Raw genomic sequence first — 16,162 nt, 5'->3', positions numbered from 1 at the left:
GAATGCAGAACGACAAAGATCTCTCCACGTGGCAGACCTTCCGCCGACTCTGGCCGACTATCGCGCCGTTTAAAGCAGGGTTAATCGTGGCGGCCGTTGCGTTAGTGCTTAACGCAGCCAGCGATACCTTTATGCTATCGCTTCTTAAACCATTATTGGATGATGGTTTTGGTAAAACAGATCGCTCAGTGCTGCTGTGGATGCCGCTGGTCGTTGTTGGTTTGATGATCCTCCGTGGTATCACAAGCTATGTTTCAAGCTACTGTATATCCTGGGTTTCAGGAAAAGTAGTCATGACCATCCGCCGTCGGCTGTTTAGCCATATGATGGGGATGCCGGTTTCTTTCTTTGATAAGCAGTCCACCGGGACGCTGCTGTCACGTATTACCTATGATTCTGAACAGGTTGCTTCCTCCTCCTCCAGCGCGCTGATTACCGTAGTGCGCGAAGGTGCGTCGATTATCGGCCTGTTTATTATGATGTTTTACTATAGCTGGCAGTTGTCGATAATCCTTATCGTCCTGGCGCCTATCGTGTCCATAGCGATTCGGGTCGTCTCCAAACGCTTCCGTAGCATCAGTAAAAATATGCAGAACACGATGGGGCAGGTGACCACCAGCGCTGAACAGATGCTCAAAGGGCATAAAGAAGTGCTGATGTTCGGCGGTCAGGGTGTTGAAACTAAGCGTTTTGATAAAGTCAGCAATAAGATGCGTCTGCAGGGGATGAAGCTGGTCTCAGCATCGTCTATCTCTGACCCAATCATTCAGCTGATTGCTTCCCTGGCCCTGGCGTTTGTACTGTATGCGGCGAGCTTCCCAAGCGTAATGGAAACGCTGACGGCCGGTACCATCACCGTGGTCTTCTCCTCAATGATTGCGCTGATGCGTCCGCTGAAATCGTTAACCAACGTCAACGCGCAGTTCCAGCGCGGGATGGCAGCATGCCAGACGCTGTTTTCCATTCTCGACAGCGAGCAGGAAAAAGACGAAGGCAAGCTGGACGTTGAACGCGCGAAAGGGACCGTTGAATTCCGCAACGTCACCTTTACCTATCCAGGCCGTGAAACGCCTGCGCTGCGCGATATCAATCTGCTGATCCCGGAAGGAAAAACCGTCGCCTTGGTAGGACGTTCTGGCTCAGGTAAATCGACTATCGCCAGTCTTTTGACACGTTTCTACGATATCGACGAAGGCGAAATTTTGCTCGATGGTCACGATCTGCGCGAGTATAAACTTTCCTCGCTGCGTAATCAGGTTGCGCTGGTCTCGCAGAACGTACACCTGTTCAACGATACGGTTGCCAATAACATTGCGTATGCTCGCACCGAAGAGTTCAGCCGCGAGCAGATTGAAGAAGCCGCGCGTATGGCCTATGCGATGGACTTTATCAGTAAAATGGATAACGGCCTCGATACGATCATTGGTGAAAACGGCGTGTTGCTCTCTGGTGGGCAGCGTCAGCGTATCGCCATTGCGCGAGCCTTGTTGCGTAACAGCCCAATTCTGATCCTGGATGAGGCAACGTCGGCGCTGGATACCGAATCAGAGCGCGCCATTCAGTCGGCGCTTGATGAATTGCAGAAAAATCGCACGTCACTGGTCATCGCGCACCGACTCTCCACTATTGAACAAGCCGACGAAATTGTCGTCGTTGAAGATGGCCTTATCGTTGAACGCGGTAGCCACCAGGAACTGCTTGAACATCGTGGCGTCTACGCGCAGTTGCACAAAATGCAGTTTGGTCAATGATTGCGAAAATCTGGTCGGGCGAATCGCCTCTCTGGCGGCTTCTGCTGCCGTTCTCCTGGCTCTATGGCCTGGTGAGCGGCATCATCCGACTGTGCTACCAGCTCGGTATTAAAAAAACCTGGCGGGCACCTTGCCCGGTCGTCGTTGTGGGGAATCTTACCGCAGGTGGCAACGGCAAAACGCCCGTGGTCATCTGGCTTGTTGAGCAGTTACAACGACAAGGGATTCGTGTTGGCGTGGTCTCCCGTGGCTACGGCGGTAAAGCAGAACGCTACCCGCTGTTGCTTACGGCTGACACCACCACGGCACAAGCGGGTGATGAACCGGTGCTGATTTTCCAGCGCACCGGTGCCCCTGTCGCGGTTTCACCGGTGCGGGTAGACGCTGTCAAGGCACTACTCGCGGCGCATGATTTGCAGATTATCGTGACCGATGATGGGCTACAGCATTATCGACTGGCGCGTGATAAAGAGATTGTGGTTATCGATGGTGTTCGTCGTTTTGGCAACGGCTGGTGGTTACCGGCGGGGCCGATGCGCGAGCGGGCTTCACGTTTAGATACGGTGGATGCCCGCATCGTCAACGGCGGTCAGGCGCAGGCGGGAGAAATTCCGATGACGCTGCGTCCGGGGGAAGCTGTAAACCTGTTAACCGGCGAGCGCGCTCCTCTCACCGCTTTACAAAATGTGGTGGCGATGGCCGGTATTGGTCATCCGCCGCGTTTTTTTGCCACGCTTAACGATAATGGTCTTCAACCGGCGCGTACGTTTGCCCTGGCCGATCATCAGGCGCTGAATAAAGCAGACGTTGAAGCGCTGGTCGCTCCGGGACAAACCTTAATCATGACGGAAAAAGATGCGGTGAAATGCCGTCAGTTTGCCCAGGATAACTGGTGGTATCTGCCGGTCGATGCTGTGCTTTCCGGCGACCGTGCTCAGACGCTGTTACAGGAATTGATAACCCTCGCACGGCGCTAATGGGCACCGGCGATACCTGGGGGAACCCGGCATGATCGAACGGCAACTTACCCTTCGCGCCGCACGCCATCTTCACCTCGCGGCGCAGGGTCTTCTGCACCGCCCACGCCGCACGCCCAAAGCGGCAGATATTTTCCCGACTATTCAACAGATGTCTTTGCTGCAAATTGACACGATAAACGTCGTTGCTCGCAGCCCTTACCTGGTTCTCTTCAGTCGACTTGGCGCCTATCCTCAGTCATGGCTGGACGACGCGCTGTCTCGCGGCGAACTGATGGAATACTGGGCTCATGAAGCCTGCTTCCTGCCACGCAGTGATTTCCAGCTTGTCCGACATCGAATGCTTGCGCCGCATAAAATGGGCTGGAAATATCATCAGGGCTGGATGGATGAGCATGCTAGCGATATTGCTGCGTTGAAAACACATATCGCTGAAAATGGTCCCGTACGTTCAGCTGATTTTAGCCATCCCCGAACAGGGGAAAGCGGCTGGTGGGAATGGAAACCGCACAAACGTCATCTTGAAGGGCTGTTTACCGCCGGGGAGGTGATGGTGGTGGCACGGCGAAACTTCCAGCGGGTATACGATCTTACCGAACGTGTTATGCCGCACTGGAATGACGAAACCGATGCGTTAACGCAAGAGCTGGCTGAAATGGTGATGCTGGAAAACAGCGCCCGTAGCTTAGGTATTTTTCGTCCTCAGTGGTTGGCGGACTATTACCGTTTGCGCCAGCCCGATATGAAGGCGCTGATGACTCGGTGGCAGAAGGCAAACCAGGTGATCGCGGTAAACGTCGACGGTCTCGGCGAGATGTGGGTTCACGCGAGTTTGTTACCGCAGCTCGCTCTGGCAGTAGAAGGTAAGCTCAACGCGACTCACAGTGCGGTGCTGTCACCCTTCGATCCCGTCATCTGGGACCGTAAACGTGCCGAGCAACTGTTCGATTTCACTTACCGGCTCGAATGCTATACGCCCGCACCCAAACGCCAGTTTGGCTATTTCGTGTTACCGCTGCTGCATCGTGGAGAGATTGTCGGACGCATGGACAGCAAAATGCATCGTAGTGACGGCGTGCTAGAAATTTTTGCCCTGTATCTGGAAAATGGAGTCAGGATAAGCCAGCATCTGGAGCGCGGATTGATTCAGGCTATTAATGACTTTGCTCGATGGCAGGGGGCGACGCGTATCAAATTAGGACTGGTGGCAGAAAAACTCTTTATTGAACAACGTCACGGTTGGGAGATTGACGCCGACCGTTAGCGCTCTATGATATGCTGCACTGGTTTTCATACGGCCCATCAGGAGGAACCATGGATCACCGTCTACTTGAAATTATTGCCTGCCCGGTTTGCAACGGTAAACTTTACTACAGCCAGGACAAGCAAGAACTGATTTGCAAAATTGATAATCTGGCATTTCCCCTGCGTGACGGTATTCCCGTGTTGCTGGAAACCGAAGCCCGCGTGTTAACCGCTGAAGAGAACAGACCATGAGTTTCGTTGTCATCATCCCCGCGCGTTTTGCCTCTACGCGCCTGCCGGGTAAACCCTTGCAGGACATCAACGGTAAGCCAATGATTGTACACGTGCTGGAACGCGCACGTGAATCTGGCGCTGAGCGCATTATTGTGGCAACCGACCATCCTGACGTCGCGAGCGTCGTTGAAGCGGCCGGTGGTGAAGTTTGTATGACGCGTGCCGATCATCAGTCCGGAACCGAACGTCTGGCGGAAGTGGTTGAGAAATGCGGTTTTAGCGACGATACCGTTATTGTTAACGTGCAAGGCGATGAGCCAATGATCCCCGCGGTCATCATCCGCCAGGTGGCCGATAACTTAGCCGCCAGCCATTCTGGTATGGCCACACTCGCAGTGCCAATCCACGATGCTGAAGAAGCGTTCAACCCGAACGCGGTAAAAGTGGTAATGGACAAAGACGGTTACGCGCTCTATTTCTCTCGCGCCACAATCCCATGGGATCGTGACCGTTTTGCGAAAAGCCGGGAACAGATTGGTGACACCCTGCTGCGCCACATTGGTATTTATGGCTATCGTGCGGGCTTTATCCGCCGCTACGTGAACTGGGCTCCTAGCCCGCTGGAGCACATTGAGATGCTCGAACAGCTGCGTGTGCTGTGGTACGGCGAAAAAATCCACGTCGCAGTGGCGAAAGAAGTCCCGGGTACGGGCGTGGATACGCTTGAAGATCTCCACCGCGTTCGCGCGGAAATGAAGTAATCCTCACGCCTCCTTGTCACAAGGGGGCGTCTCTCCTGCAGTATTTCTGATTTTCTGTTGCAATTTTGATCTTGTCTGGTGAAATTCCGATTCCATATGCTCATTATGAAAGCAGTGGCTTTTATAGGGGTAATCTGACATGGAACAGCTACGTGTAGAACTCAGCCATCTTCTGGGTGAATCACTCAGCCGTGTGGAGTGTATTAACGAGCAGACGGATACCGCGCTGTGGTCGCTGTATGATGCCGAAGGCAATCCGATGCCATTGCTGGCGAGAAGCTTCTCCTCACCGGGTATGGCTCGACAATTAGCCTGGAAAATCTCGATGCTGGCACGTAATGGCACCGTGCGTATGCCGGTGGTTTACGGGGTGATGACCCACGAGGAACATCCCGGGCCGGATGTTCTGCTGCTTGAGCGACTTCGTGGTGTCCCCGTCGAAGCGCCAACCCGTAACCCGCAGCGCTGGGATGCGCTCAAAGATCAAATCGTTGAAGCAATGCTGGCATGGCACAGAATAGACAGTTCTGGGAGCGTTGGTTTTGTGGACGGTACCCAGGAAAATAGCTGGCCGAATTGGTATCGCCAGCGCCTTGAAGTGCTATGGGAGACGCTTTGCCTCTATCAGAACACGGGATTGACGATGCAGGACAAACGTCTGCTGTTTCGCACCCGTGAACGCCTGAATACGCTTTTTGACGGGTTTAGCGATAATTGCGTGCTGGTACACGGACATTTGACGCTGAGCAGTATGCTCAAGGATTCGCGAAGCGATCAGCTACTGGCAATGGTCGGCCCAGGGCCGATACTGTGGGCGCCGAGAGAATATGACCTGTTCCGCCTGCACGAAAGCGGACAGGCGGAACAGCTGCTGTGGCATTATCTCCAGCGCGCGCCGGTGGCTGAAGCCTTCCTCTGGCGGCGCTGGCTCTACCTGTTGTGGGATGAGGTAGAAAAGCTGGTGAATACCGGTAAATTTAATCGTGATAACTTTGATTTGGCCTCAAAATCACTGATCCCCTGGCTTTCCTGAATCACCTTTTAACCACTGCCAGATACGCCCTAGCGTCTCATAACCTACCCGGTCACTGTGCATTAGCCAGACCGGGGAAGGGATGAGTAGCTCCCACGGATTTAACGGAGAGGTAATTGCGAGCTGATTGGCCGGGGCCGGAAGCGGGTGTAGCCCCGCGTGCTCGAAGAAGATCATGGCACGCGGCAGATGTGATGCTGAGGTGACCAGCAGGAACGGGGCATCACCAATCGCAGCTTTCACGGCGCTGGCCTCTTCTTCTGTATCCTTTGGTGTATCAAGCACGATAATGTCGTTACGCGGTACGCCGAGACTTTCAGCCACACGCGCGCCGCTTTCCCCGGTACTCACCGGATTCGTTATCGCGCGCGCACCAGTGAAGATCATTTTGGATCCCGGATTCGCCTGCCACAAACGAATACCCTCAGCCAGACGCGGTAAGCTATTGTTAATCAGATTTGAGCTGGGCGCCCATTCCGGGTTCCACGTATAGCCGCCGCCCAACACCACAATGTACTGCACCGGCTTTTCGTTGCGCCAGGTTGGGTATTTATCTTCGATAGGTTTAAGCAAGCTGTCGGCGACCGGTTGCAGGCTTAGCAGCAACAGCAACAGCCAACCCGCAGTGATAGCCGTTTTACCCATCTTTTGAAAACGGGTAAACCAAACCAGGACAATTCCCAATCCGATCAACAAAAGAAGCAGAGGAAGGGGCAGCAGCAAGCCGCCAATATACTTTTTCAGCATAAAAAGCATTCTGTAGAGTACCTTTTTTAACCATCTGACCGCATGAATGCAGGGATATTACACCAGATAGCTCCATTCTCGCCGCGGGTGTGACAAAATAGACCCTTTGTGGCGGTGAAGTAGGGAAGTCCTGTGCAGGATCGCAATTTCGATGACATGGCAGATAAGTTTTCACGCAATATCTATGGCACCACGAAAGGCCAGTTGCGTCAGGCTATTCTGTGGCAGGATCTGGACGCACTTCTGGCGACCATGGGCACACGGCCTCTGCGTGTCCTGGATGCGGGTGGCGGTGAAGGCCAGACGGCGATCAAAATGGCTCAACGTGGTCATCATGTGACGTTATGCGATCTTTCCGCCGAAATGATCGCTCGCGCAAGCCAGGCGGCTGCCGAGAAAGGTGTGAGCGACAACATGCATTTCATACATTGCGCCGTCCAGGATGTGGACGAGCATTTGGAAAGCCCGGTTGATCTGATATTGTTTCACGCTGTACTTGAATGGGTGGCTGAACCGCAAGACGTATTAAAAACGCTGTGGACGGTACTGCGTCCAGGCGGCGCATTGTCATTAATGTTCTACAATGCAAACGGCCTGTTGATGCATAACATGGTGGTCGGCAATTTCGATTACGTCATGTTGGGCATGCCGAAAAAGAAAAGACGTACGCTGTCACCGAACTACCCGCGCGATCCACAACAGGTCTATCGCTGGCTGGAAGAGAGTGGCTGGCAAATAAACGGGAAAACCGGCGTGCGAGTGTTTCATGACTATTTGCGCGATAAGCAGATGCAAAAGAACTGTTTTGACGTCCTGCTGGAACTGGAAACGCGCTATTGCCGCCAGGAGCCGTACATTAGCATGGGGCGCTATATTCATGTCACCGCGCATAAGCCGCAGACAGAAACAAGGATAAACGATGAGTGAATTTTCCCAGACAGTCCCCGAACTGGTTGCCTGGGCCAGGAAAAATGATTTTGCCATCTCGCTACCCGTCGACAGGCTCTCATTTTTGCTGGCTGTTGCAACGTTGAACGGTGAGCGACTGGAAGGTGAAATGACGGAAGGCGAGCTGGTGGATGCGTTCCGTCACGTCAGTGATGCGTTTGAGCAAACCAGTGAGACCATCGGGACACGCGCCAACAACGCGATTAACGACCTGGTTCGCCAACGTCTGCTGAACCGCTTTACCAGCGAAGTCACGGAAGGGAACTCTATCTATCGTCTGACGCCGTTAGGTATTGGCATCACCGACTACTATATTCGCCAGCGCGAGTTTTCCACACTGCGCCTGTCGATGCAGCTCTCAATTGTGGCAGGTGAGCTCAAACGAGCGGCTGATTCGGCGGATGAAGGTGGCGATGAATTCCACTGGCATCGCAATGTCTATGCGCCGCTCAAATATTCGGTGGCAGAAATTTTTGACAGTATCGACCTGACACAGCGCATCATGGATGAGCAGCAGCAATCGGTAAAAGACGATATTGCACAGCTGCTTAACAAAGACTGGCGCGCGGCGATTTCCAGCTGTGAACTTCTGCTGTCGGAAACCTCCGGCACCCTGCGAGAGTTACAAGATACGCTGGATGCGGCGGGCGATAAACTGCAGGCAAACCTGCTACGTATTCAGGATGCCACCCTGAGTCATAACGATTTGCACTTTGTTGACCGTCTGGTTTTCGACCTGCAAAGTAAGCTCGACCGTATTGTGAGCTGGGGCCAGCAGGCGATTGACCTGTGGATTGGCTATGACCGCCACGTGCATAAATTTATCCGTACCGCTATTGATATGGATAAAAACCGCGTCTTTGCTCAACGCCTGCGGCAGTCTGTGCAGAATTACTTCGATGCGCCATGGGCGTTGACCTATGCCAGCGCCGACCGTCTGCTGGATATGCGTGATGAAGAGATGACGTTGCGCGACGAAGAGGTCACCGGGGAACTTCCGCCGGATCTGGAATATGAAGAATTTAACGAAATCCGCGAACAGCTCGCCGCGCTGATTGAAGAACAGTTGGCCATCTATAAAACCAAACAGCTGCCGCTGGATCTCGGTCTGGTGGTGAAAGAGTACCTGGCACAATATCCACGGGCGCGTCATTTTGACGTTGCGCGCGTGGTGGTAGACCAGGCAGTACGTTTGGGCGTAGCAAACGCAGATTTCACCGGACTGCCAGCAATCTGGCAGTCGATTAATGATTACGGAGCCAAGGTACAGGCGCATGTCATCGACAAATATTGAACAAGTGATGCCGGTTAAACTGGCACAGGCCCTGGCCAACCCTCTTTTTCCTGCGCTGGATAGCGCGCTGCGTGCTGGCCGCCATATTGGTCTGGATGAGCTGGACAACCACGCCTTTTTAATGGATTTCCAGGAGTACCTGGAAGAGTTTTACGCTCGCTACAACGTGGAGCTGATTCGCGCACCGGAAGGATTTTTCTACCTGCGCCCGCGTTCCACCACGCTGATTCCGCGTTCGGTACTCTCGGAACTGGATATGATGGTCGGCAAAATCCTTTGCTACCTCTATTTGAGCCCGGAACGTCTGGCAAATGAAGGCATCTTCACCCAGCAGGAACTGTACGATGAACTGCTGTCGCTGGCTGAAGAATCCAAACTGCTGAAGCTGGTTAACAACCGTTCTACCGGTTCGGACCTCGATCGTCAGAAACTGCAAGAGAAAGTGCGCTCCTCGCTCAACCGCCTGCGCCGTCTGGGGATGGTATGGTTTATGGGCCATGACAGCAGCAAATTCCGCATCACCGAATCCGTCTTCCGTTTTGGCGCCGATGTGCGTTCAGGCGATGACGCGCGTGAAGCGCAACTGCGCATGATCCGCGATGGTGAAGCGATGCCTATCGAAAACCATCTGCAGCTCAATGACGAGAACGACGAAAATCAGCCAGATAGCGGGGAGGAAGAGTAATGATTGAGCGCGGTAAATTTCGTTCGCTAACGCTGATTAACTGGAACGGGTTCTTTGCCCGTACCTTTGACCTGGATGAACTGGTTACTACGCTTTCGGGCGGTAACGGTGCGGGTAAATCGACGACCATGGCGGCTTTCGTCACGGCGCTTATTCCAGACTTAACGCTGCTGCACTTCCGTAACACCACGGAAGCCGGTGCCACCAGCGGTTCACGCGATAAAGGCCTGCACGGTAAGCTGAAAGCAGGCGTGTGTTACTCGGTGCTGGACGTGATGAACTCACGCAACCAGCGCGTCGTTGTCGGCGTGCGTCTGCAACAGATCGCCGGGCGCGATCGTAAAGTCGATATCAAACCGTTCGCCATTCAGGGTCTCCCGACATCCTATCAGCCGACTCAGCTACTGACCGAAACGTTAAACGATCGTCAGGCGCGTGTGTTGACGTTGCAGGAGCTTAAAGACAAGCTCGATACCATCGAAGGCGTGCAGTTCAAGCAATTCAACTCGATTACCGACTACCACTCGTTGATGTTCGATTTGGGCATCGTGGCGCGTCGTCTGCGTTCTGCCTCCGACCGTAGCAAATACTATCGCCTGATTGAGGCCTCGCTTTACGGCGGTATCTCCAGCGCTATTACCCGCTCGCTGCGCGACTACCTGCTGCCGGAAAACAGCGGCGTGCGTAAAGCGTTCCAGGACATGGAAGCTGCGCTGCGCGAAAACCGCATGACGCTGGAGGCGATTCGCGTCACCCAGTCTGACCGCGATCTGTTTAAACATCTGATTTCTGAAGCCACCGACTACGTGGCTGCGGACTATATGCGCCACGCTAATGAGCGTCGGGTGCATCTGGACAAAGCGCTTGAGTATCGTCGCGACCTGTTCACCTCCCGCTCACAGCTGGCAGCAGAGCAGTTTAAGCACGTGGAAATGGCGCGTGAACTCAATGAACATAACGGTGCGGAAGGGGATCTGGAGGCCGATCATCAGGCTGCCAGCGACCATCTGAACCTGGTGCAAACCGCGCTGCGTCAGCAAGAAAAAATTGAACGCTATGAAGCGGATCTGGACGAGTTACAAATTCGTCTGGAAGAACAAAATGAAGTCGTGGCGGAAGCCGCAGAGCAGCAGGAAGAAAACGAAGCCCGCGCCGAAGCTGCCGAACTTGAAGTGGATGAACTGAAGAGCCAACTGGCGGACTACCAGCAGGCGCTGGACGTGCAGCAAACGCGCGCCATTCAGTACACTCAGGCGCTGCAAGCCTTGCAACGCGCCAAAGAGCTATGCCACCTGCCGGATTTAACTCCGGAAAGCGCCGATGAATGGCTAGAAACTTTCCAGGCGAAGGAACAGGAAGCGACTGAAAAACTGCTGACTTTAGAGCAGAAAATGAGTGTGTCGCAGACCGCCCACAGCCAGTTTGAACAAGCGTTCAAACTCGTTGAAGCCATCAATGGCCCGCTGGCGCGTAATGAAGCCTGGGGCATCGCGCGTGAACTGCTGCGCGATGGCGTGAATCAGCGCCATCTGGCTGAACAGGCACAGCCGCTGCGCAGCCGTTTGAACGAGCTGGAACAGCGCCTGCGCGAGCAGCAGGAAGCTGAACGTCTGCTGGCTGATTTCTGTAAACGTCAGGGTAAACAGTACGATATTGATGAGCTTGAAACCCTCCACCACGAGCTGGAAGCACGAATTGCTGCGCTAAGCGACTGCGTCACCGACGCGCGTGAGCAACGCATGACGCTGCGTCAGGAGCAAGAACAGCTGCAATCGCGTATCTCAGCGCTGATGCACCGCGCGCCGGTCTGGTTGGCCGCGCAGAACAGTTTGAGTCAGCTATGCGAACAGAGCGGCGAGCAGTTTGAATCAAGCCAGGATGTCACCGAATACCTGCAACAGCTGCTGGAGCGTGAGCGCGAAGCTATCGTTGAGCGTGACGAAGTCGGTGCGCGCAAACGTGCCGTTGACGATGAAATTGAACGCTTAAGCCAGCCGGGCGGTTCCGAAGATCAGCGCCTGAATGCCCTGGCTGAACGTTTTGGCGGCGTGCTGCTGTCTGAAATTTACGATGATGTCAGCCTTGAAGATGCACCGTACTTCTCCGCATTATATGGCCCATCGCGTCACGGTATCGTTGTGCCGGATCTGTCGCAGATTGCCGAATACCTGGAAGGTCTGGATGATTGCCCGGAAGACCTCTATCTGATTGAAGGGGATCCGCAGTCCTTCGACGACAGCGTATTTAGCGTCGATGAACTGGAAAAAGCGGTGGTGGTCAAAATTGCCGACCGTCAATGGCGTTATTCTCGCTTCCCGTCTGTACCGCTGTTTGGCCGCGCCGCCCGTGAAAGCCGTATCGAAATTTTGCATGCCGAGCGTGAAGGTCTTTCTGAACGTTTTGCTACGCTGTCGTTTGACGTCCAGAAAACTCAGCGTTTACATCAGGCATTTAGCCGCTTTATTGGTAGCCATTTGTCTGTCGCCTTTGACGATGATCCTGAAGCGGAAATTCGTAAGCTGAACACCCGTCGCACCGAGCTTGAGCGTGCGCTCAGCAGCCATGAAAGCGACAACCAGCAGCAACAGGCGCAGTTTGAGCAGGCGAAAGAGGGCGTTGCTCTGCTGAACCGTTTGCTGCCACGCGTGAGCCTGCTGGCGGATGAAACGCTGGCCGATCGTGTCGATGAAATCCAGGAACGTCTGGATGAAGCGCAAGAAGCCGCACGCTTTATCCAGCAGCACGGTAACCAGTTGGCGAAGCTGGAGCCGATTGTTTCCGTTCTGCAAAGTGACCCTGAGCAGTTTGAGCAGTTGAAAGAAGATTTTACCTGGTCACAACAGGTACAACGTGAAGCGCGTCAGCAGGCATTTGCCCTGACAGAAGTGGTGCAGCGTCGCGCCCACTTTGGCTACTCTGATTCTGCCGATATGCTCTCAGGCAACAGCGATCTGAACGAAAAACTGCGCCAGCGTTTGACGCTCGCGGAAACCGAACGTAGCCGTGCGCGTGAAGCCATGCGTACTCACGCAGCCCAGGTTAGCCAATACAGCCAGGTGCTGGCATCGCTGAAAAGTTCTTACGACACCAAAAAAGAGCTACTTAACGATCTGCATAAAGAGCTCAAGGACATTGGTGTTCGTGCCGATGCCGGAGCAGAAGAACGCGCGCGTACCCGCCGCGATGAACTGCATGCGCAGTTGAGCAATAACCGTGCGCGTCGTAACCAGCTGGAAAAAGCGCTGACCTTCTGTGAAGCGGAGATGGATAACCTGACCCGCAAACTTCGCAAGCTTGAACGTGATTATCTGGAAATGCGTGAGCAGGTGGTCAGTGCGAAAGCCGGATGGTGTGCGGTCATGCGCCTGGTGAAAGACAACAACGTCGAGCGCCGCCTGCACCGTCGCGAGCTGGCCTACCTCTCCGCAGACGATCTGCGTTCCATGTCGGATAAAGCACTGGGGGCATTACGCCTGGCGGTGGCGGACAATGAACATCTGCGCGATGTCCTGCGTATGTCGGAAGAACCGAAACGTCCGGAACGCAAAATCCAGTTCTTCGTGGCCGTTTATCAGCACCTGCGCGAGCGTATCCGTCAGGATATTATTCGTACTGACGACCCGGTTGAAGCCATCGAACAGATGGAAATCGAACTGAGCCGTCTGACTGAAGAGTTGACTAACCGTGAACAGAAGCTGGCGATCAGTTCTCGCAGCGTGGCGAACATTATTCGCAAAACCATTCAGCGCGAACAAAACCGTATTCGCCAGTTGAACCAGGGCTTGCAGAGCGTGTCGTTTGGTCAGGTCAACAGTGTCCGACTGAACGTTAACGTGCGGGAAACCCACTCCATGCTGTTGACGGTGCTGTCTGAACAACACGAACAGCACCAGGATCTGTTTAACAGCAATCGCCTGACCTTCTCGGAAGCGTTGGCTAAGCTGTATCAGCGCCTGAATCCGCAGATTGATATGGGCCAGCGTACGCCGCAGACCATTGGTGAAGAGCTGCTCGACTACCGCAGCTATCTGGAAATGGAAGTCGAGGTTAACCGTGGTTCCGACGGTTGGTTGCGTGCGGAGTCTGGCGCGCTGTCGACCGGTGAAGCTATCGGTACCGGGATGTCGATTCTGGTGATGGTGGTACAAAGCTGGGAAGATGAAGCGCGTCGTTTGCGCGGCAAAGACCTGTCACCGTGCCGCCTGCTGTTCCTTGATGAAGCGGCTCGTCTGGATGCGCGCTCCATTGCTACGTTGTTCGAGCTGTGTGACCGTCTGGATATGCAGCTGATTATCGCGGCACCGGAAAACATCAGTCCGGAGAAAGGGACAACCTACAAGCTGGTACGTAAAGTGGTCAATAACCACGAACACGTACACGTTGTTGGCCTGCGTGGCTTCGCCGCTCAGCTTCCGGAAACTTTACCGGGCACAGCGGACGCTTCCTAGAGTATTTCCCGGGTTTGCCTGGCAAACCCGGGAAGATAAGTCCTGAAAAGCACCCAGGGCGACAGTAATGTCGCCTTTTTTGTTATCCGCTTTTTGACCATATCGCGTTATTATCTTTAGACTTCTTTACATTTCGTCGGGCAAAAATAATTTTGTCTTTATATACTGAAGATAAGCCCATGTTTCGGGTCTTCGTATATTGAACAGGGGGCAAGGGATGTTGCTGAAAAATGAAAATCGTCGTCGGTTGTCGGCCGTAAGTTTGTGCCTGGCAATGGCGTTTGCTCCACTGTGTTCTGCGCTTGCGGACGAACCCGAGCTGGTTCCTTCTGATAGCACCGCGCTGCCTGCCGAAGCCTCGCCAGTGCTCCTGCAGCCAGGTACGCAATCCTCGGCAATGGCGAGTCTGGTCGGGAGTCAGCCGTTAGCGGATGGTGCCGCGGCGAAAAGCCGTGCTGAAATCCAGGGCATACTGCCCGTGGGTTATAAACCCGTCTATATGAATCCTCTGGTGACGCTCTACGCTGCCAGAGAGATGAAACCAATGTGGGATAACCGCGAAGCGGTTCATGCCTTCCAGCAACAGCTGGCAGAGGTGGCGATCGCCGGTTTCCAGCCGCAGTTTACCCAGTGGGTTGAATTGCTCACAGACCCTGGCGTCACCGGTATGGCCCGCGATGTGGTGCTGTCTGATGCGTTAATGGGTTATCTCCACTTCATTAGTGGCATCCCGGTTCAGGGCAACCGCTGGTTATACAGTAATAAGCCTTACACGCTGGGTACGCCGCCGCTGTCGGTTATCAACCAGTGGCAGTTAGCGCTGGATAACGGAGGGCTAGGGCAGTTCATCACCGCGTTGGCCCCGCAACACCCGCAGTACGTTGCGATGCATCAAGCGCTGCTGGCGTTGACCGGCGATTCGCGCCCATGGCCTAAACTAACCGGCAAAACGTCATTGCGTCCGGGGCAGTGGAGTAGCGATGTGCCTGCGCTGCGCGAAATTTTGCAACGTAACGGCGTGCTGGATAATGGTCCAGCCATTGCACTGCCGGGCGATAGCATCGGCCAGACTAAAAACACTGCCAAGAGTAGTCCTGCGGCCTATGACAAGACGCTGGTGGAAGCGGTCAAACGTTTCCAGACGTCACAAGGATTGGGGGGCGATGGGGTTATTGGTTCCGCTACCCGAGACTGGCTTAACGTCTCTTCCGCCGAGCGTGCGGGTGTATTGGCTCTGAATATCCAGCGCCTACGCTTGCTGCCAGGAAAAGTCTCCACGGGCATCATGGTGAATATTCCGGCCTACTCGTTGGTTTATTATCTCAATGGTAATGAAGCGCTGGCATCGCGGGTAATTGTCGGTCGTCCCGATCGTAAAACGCCGATGATGAGCAGCGCGCTCAATAACGTGGTGGTTAACCCGCCGTGGAACGTGCCGCCAACGCTTGCGCGTAACGATATTCTGCCGAAACTGCGTAATGACCCAGGTTATCTGGAGCGGCACAACTACACCTTAATGCGCGGCTGGAACAGTAAAGAGGCGATCGATCCGTGGCAGGTTGACTGGTCTACGATTACGGCATCGAATTTACCTTTCCGTTTCCAGCAAGCGCCGGGGGTTCATAACTCTTTAGGGCGTTATAAGTTTAATATGCCGAGTTCGGATGCGATTTATCTGCACGATACGCCGAACCATAATCTGTTCCAGAAAGATGCGCGCGCGCTAAGCTCCGGTTGTGTGCGGGTAAATAAGGCTTCGGATTTGGCAAATATGCTGTTGCAGGATGCTGGCTGGAATGACGCCCGCATTTCCGATGCGCTGAAGGAAGGAAATACGCGCTACGTAAATATCCGGCAAAATATTCCGGTTAATCTCTATTATTTGACCGCGTTCATTGGCGCTGATGGACAGACACAATATCGAACAGATATTTACAATTACGATGCCACCGCGCGATCCGGTGCACAGATTTTACCAAAAGCGGAACAATTAATCAGATAAATGAAGTAGTTCAGGTAATGTAGTGGTCGAATAAAAA

The 16,162-nt window shown here is 54.0% G+C and carries 12 protein-coding genes; 11 read left to right on the top strand and 1 reads right to left on the bottom strand.

The genetic code is table 11. The features are described 5' to 3' along the window. The first annotated feature begins 2 nt into the window (after positions 1 to 2). From msbA to U0026_RS14845, 6 genes are all read left to right on the top strand, one after another. Entirely contained in the window at positions 3 to 1,751 is a 1,749-nt protein-coding gene (msbA, locus tag U0026_RS14870; RefSeq protein WP_062777555.1) for a lipid A ABC transporter ATP-binding protein/permease MsbA, read from the top strand. Beyond that, positions 1,748 to 2,728 (top strand): tetraacyldisaccharide 4'-kinase, encoded by a 981-nt coding sequence (lpxK, locus tag U0026_RS14865; RefSeq protein WP_062777554.1) that lies wholly within the window; start codon positions 1,748 to 1,750, stop codon positions 2,726 to 2,728. Before msbA ends, lpxK begins: the two co-directional genes overlap by 4 nt. Before the next feature lie 31 nt (positions 2,729 to 2,759). Next, positions 2,760 to 3,992, top strand: coding sequence for a winged helix-turn-helix domain-containing protein (locus tag U0026_RS14860; protein ID WP_062777552.1), 1,233 nt, complete (start codon positions 2,760 to 2,762; stop codon positions 3,990 to 3,992). A gap of 50 nt (positions 3,993 to 4,042) precedes the next feature. After that, entirely contained in the window at positions 4,043 to 4,225 is a 183-nt protein-coding gene (gene ycaR, locus U0026_RS14855; RefSeq protein WP_062777550.1) for a protein YcaR, read from the top strand. After that, complete coding sequence (gene kdsB / locus U0026_RS14850; protein ID WP_062777548.1) at positions 4,222 to 4,968, top strand: 3-deoxy-manno-octulosonate cytidylyltransferase; 747 nt, start codon at positions 4,222 to 4,224, stop codon at positions 4,966 to 4,968. The genes ycaR and kdsB overlap by 4 nt, the downstream gene beginning before the upstream one ends. Before the next feature lie 139 nt (positions 4,969 to 5,107). After that, positions 5,108 to 6,001 carry a YcbJ family phosphotransferase gene (locus U0026_RS14845; protein WP_062777546.1) on the top strand — a complete coding sequence of 298 codons (894 nt, stop codon included), beginning with the start codon at positions 5,108 to 5,110 and terminating at the stop codon, positions 5,999 to 6,001. Here the strand turns inward: U0026_RS14845 and elyC are convergent. Next, complete coding sequence (elyC, locus tag U0026_RS14840; protein WP_062777544.1) at positions 5,978 to 6,757, bottom strand: envelope biogenesis factor ElyC; 780 nt, start codon at positions 6,755 to 6,757, stop codon at positions 5,978 to 5,980. The genes U0026_RS14845 and elyC overlap by 24 nt on opposite strands. 123 nt (positions 6,758 to 6,880) lie before the next feature. Between elyC and cmoM the strand changes: the two genes are divergently transcribed. The 5 genes from cmoM to ldtD all read left to right on the top strand — a co-directional run bounded on the left by cmoM (position 6,881) and on the right by ldtD (position 16,125). Next, positions 6,881 to 7,675, top strand: a complete 795-nt coding sequence (gene cmoM / locus U0026_RS14835) for a tRNA uridine 5-oxyacetic acid(34) methyltransferase CmoM (protein WP_062777542.1) — start codon at positions 6,881 to 6,883, stop codon at positions 7,673 to 7,675. Continuing rightward, positions 7,668 to 8,990, top strand: coding sequence for a chromosome partition protein MukF (gene mukF / locus U0026_RS14830; RefSeq protein WP_062777540.1), 1,323 nt, complete (start codon positions 7,668 to 7,670; stop codon positions 8,988 to 8,990). Before cmoM ends, mukF begins: the two co-directional genes overlap by 8 nt. Next, the gene (gene mukE, locus U0026_RS14825) at positions 8,971 to 9,675 is read left to right on the top strand and encodes a chromosome partition protein MukE (RefSeq protein WP_062777538.1); all 705 of its coding nucleotides are present in this window, start codon (positions 8,971 to 8,973) and stop codon (positions 9,673 to 9,675) included. The genes mukF and mukE overlap by 20 nt, the downstream gene beginning before the upstream one ends. Then, positions 9,675 to 14,123, top strand: a complete 4,449-nt coding sequence (gene mukB, locus U0026_RS14820; RefSeq protein WP_062777536.1) for a chromosome partition protein MukB — start codon at positions 9,675 to 9,677, stop codon at positions 14,121 to 14,123. The genes mukE and mukB overlap by 1 nt, the downstream gene beginning before the upstream one ends. Before the next feature lie 217 nt (positions 14,124 to 14,340). Beyond that, positions 14,341 to 16,125 (top strand): L,D-transpeptidase, encoded by a 1,785-nt coding sequence (gene ldtD / locus U0026_RS14815; protein WP_062777534.1) that lies wholly within the window; start codon positions 14,341 to 14,343, stop codon positions 16,123 to 16,125. Positions 16,126 to 16,162: the final 37 nt, after the last annotated feature.

Source organism: Kluyvera intermedia, assembly GCF_034424175.1.
GTDB classification, from domain to species: domain Bacteria; phylum Pseudomonadota; class Gammaproteobacteria; order Enterobacterales; family Enterobacteriaceae; genus Kluyvera; species Kluyvera intermedia.
This window is presented reverse-complemented; position numbering and strand designations above follow the sequence as displayed.

What these genes read in the sequence shown, in the direction of transcription:
- msbA (WP_062777555.1), top strand. Translation starts at nt 3, where the DNA reads ATGCAGAACGACAAAGATCTCTCCACGTGGCAGACCTTCCGCCGACTC.
- lpxK (WP_062777554.1), top strand. Translation starts at nt 1,748, where the DNA reads ATGATTGCGAAAATCTGGTCGGGCGAATCGCCTCTCTGGCGGCTTCTG.
- mukE (WP_062777538.1), top strand. Translation starts at nt 8,971, where the DNA reads ATGTCATCGACAAATATTGAACAAGTGATGCCGGTTAAACTGGCACAG.
- ldtD (WP_062777534.1), top strand. Translation starts at nt 14,341, where the DNA reads ATGTTGCTGAAAAATGAAAATCGTCGTCGGTTGTCGGCCGTAAGTTTG.
- mukF (WP_062777540.1), top strand. Translation starts at nt 7,668, where the DNA reads ATGAGTGAATTTTCCCAGACAGTCCCCGAACTGGTTGCCTGGGCCAGG.
- elyC (WP_062777544.1), bottom strand. Translation starts at nt 6,757, where the DNA reads ATGCTTTTTATGCTGAAAAAGTATATTGGCGGCTTGCTGCTGCCCCTT.
- mukB (WP_062777536.1), top strand. Translation starts at nt 9,675, where the DNA reads ATGATTGAGCGCGGTAAATTTCGTTCGCTAACGCTGATTAACTGGAAC.
- ycaR (WP_062777550.1), top strand. Translation starts at nt 4,043, where the DNA reads ATGGATCACCGTCTACTTGAAATTATTGCCTGCCCGGTTTGCAACGGT.
- U0026_RS14845 (WP_062777546.1), top strand. Translation starts at nt 5,108, where the DNA reads ATGGAACAGCTACGTGTAGAACTCAGCCATCTTCTGGGTGAATCACTC.
- U0026_RS14860 (WP_062777552.1), top strand. Translation starts at nt 2,760, where the DNA reads ATGATCGAACGGCAACTTACCCTTCGCGCCGCACGCCATCTTCACCTC.
- kdsB (WP_062777548.1), top strand. Translation starts at nt 4,222, where the DNA reads ATGAGTTTCGTTGTCATCATCCCCGCGCGTTTTGCCTCTACGCGCCTG.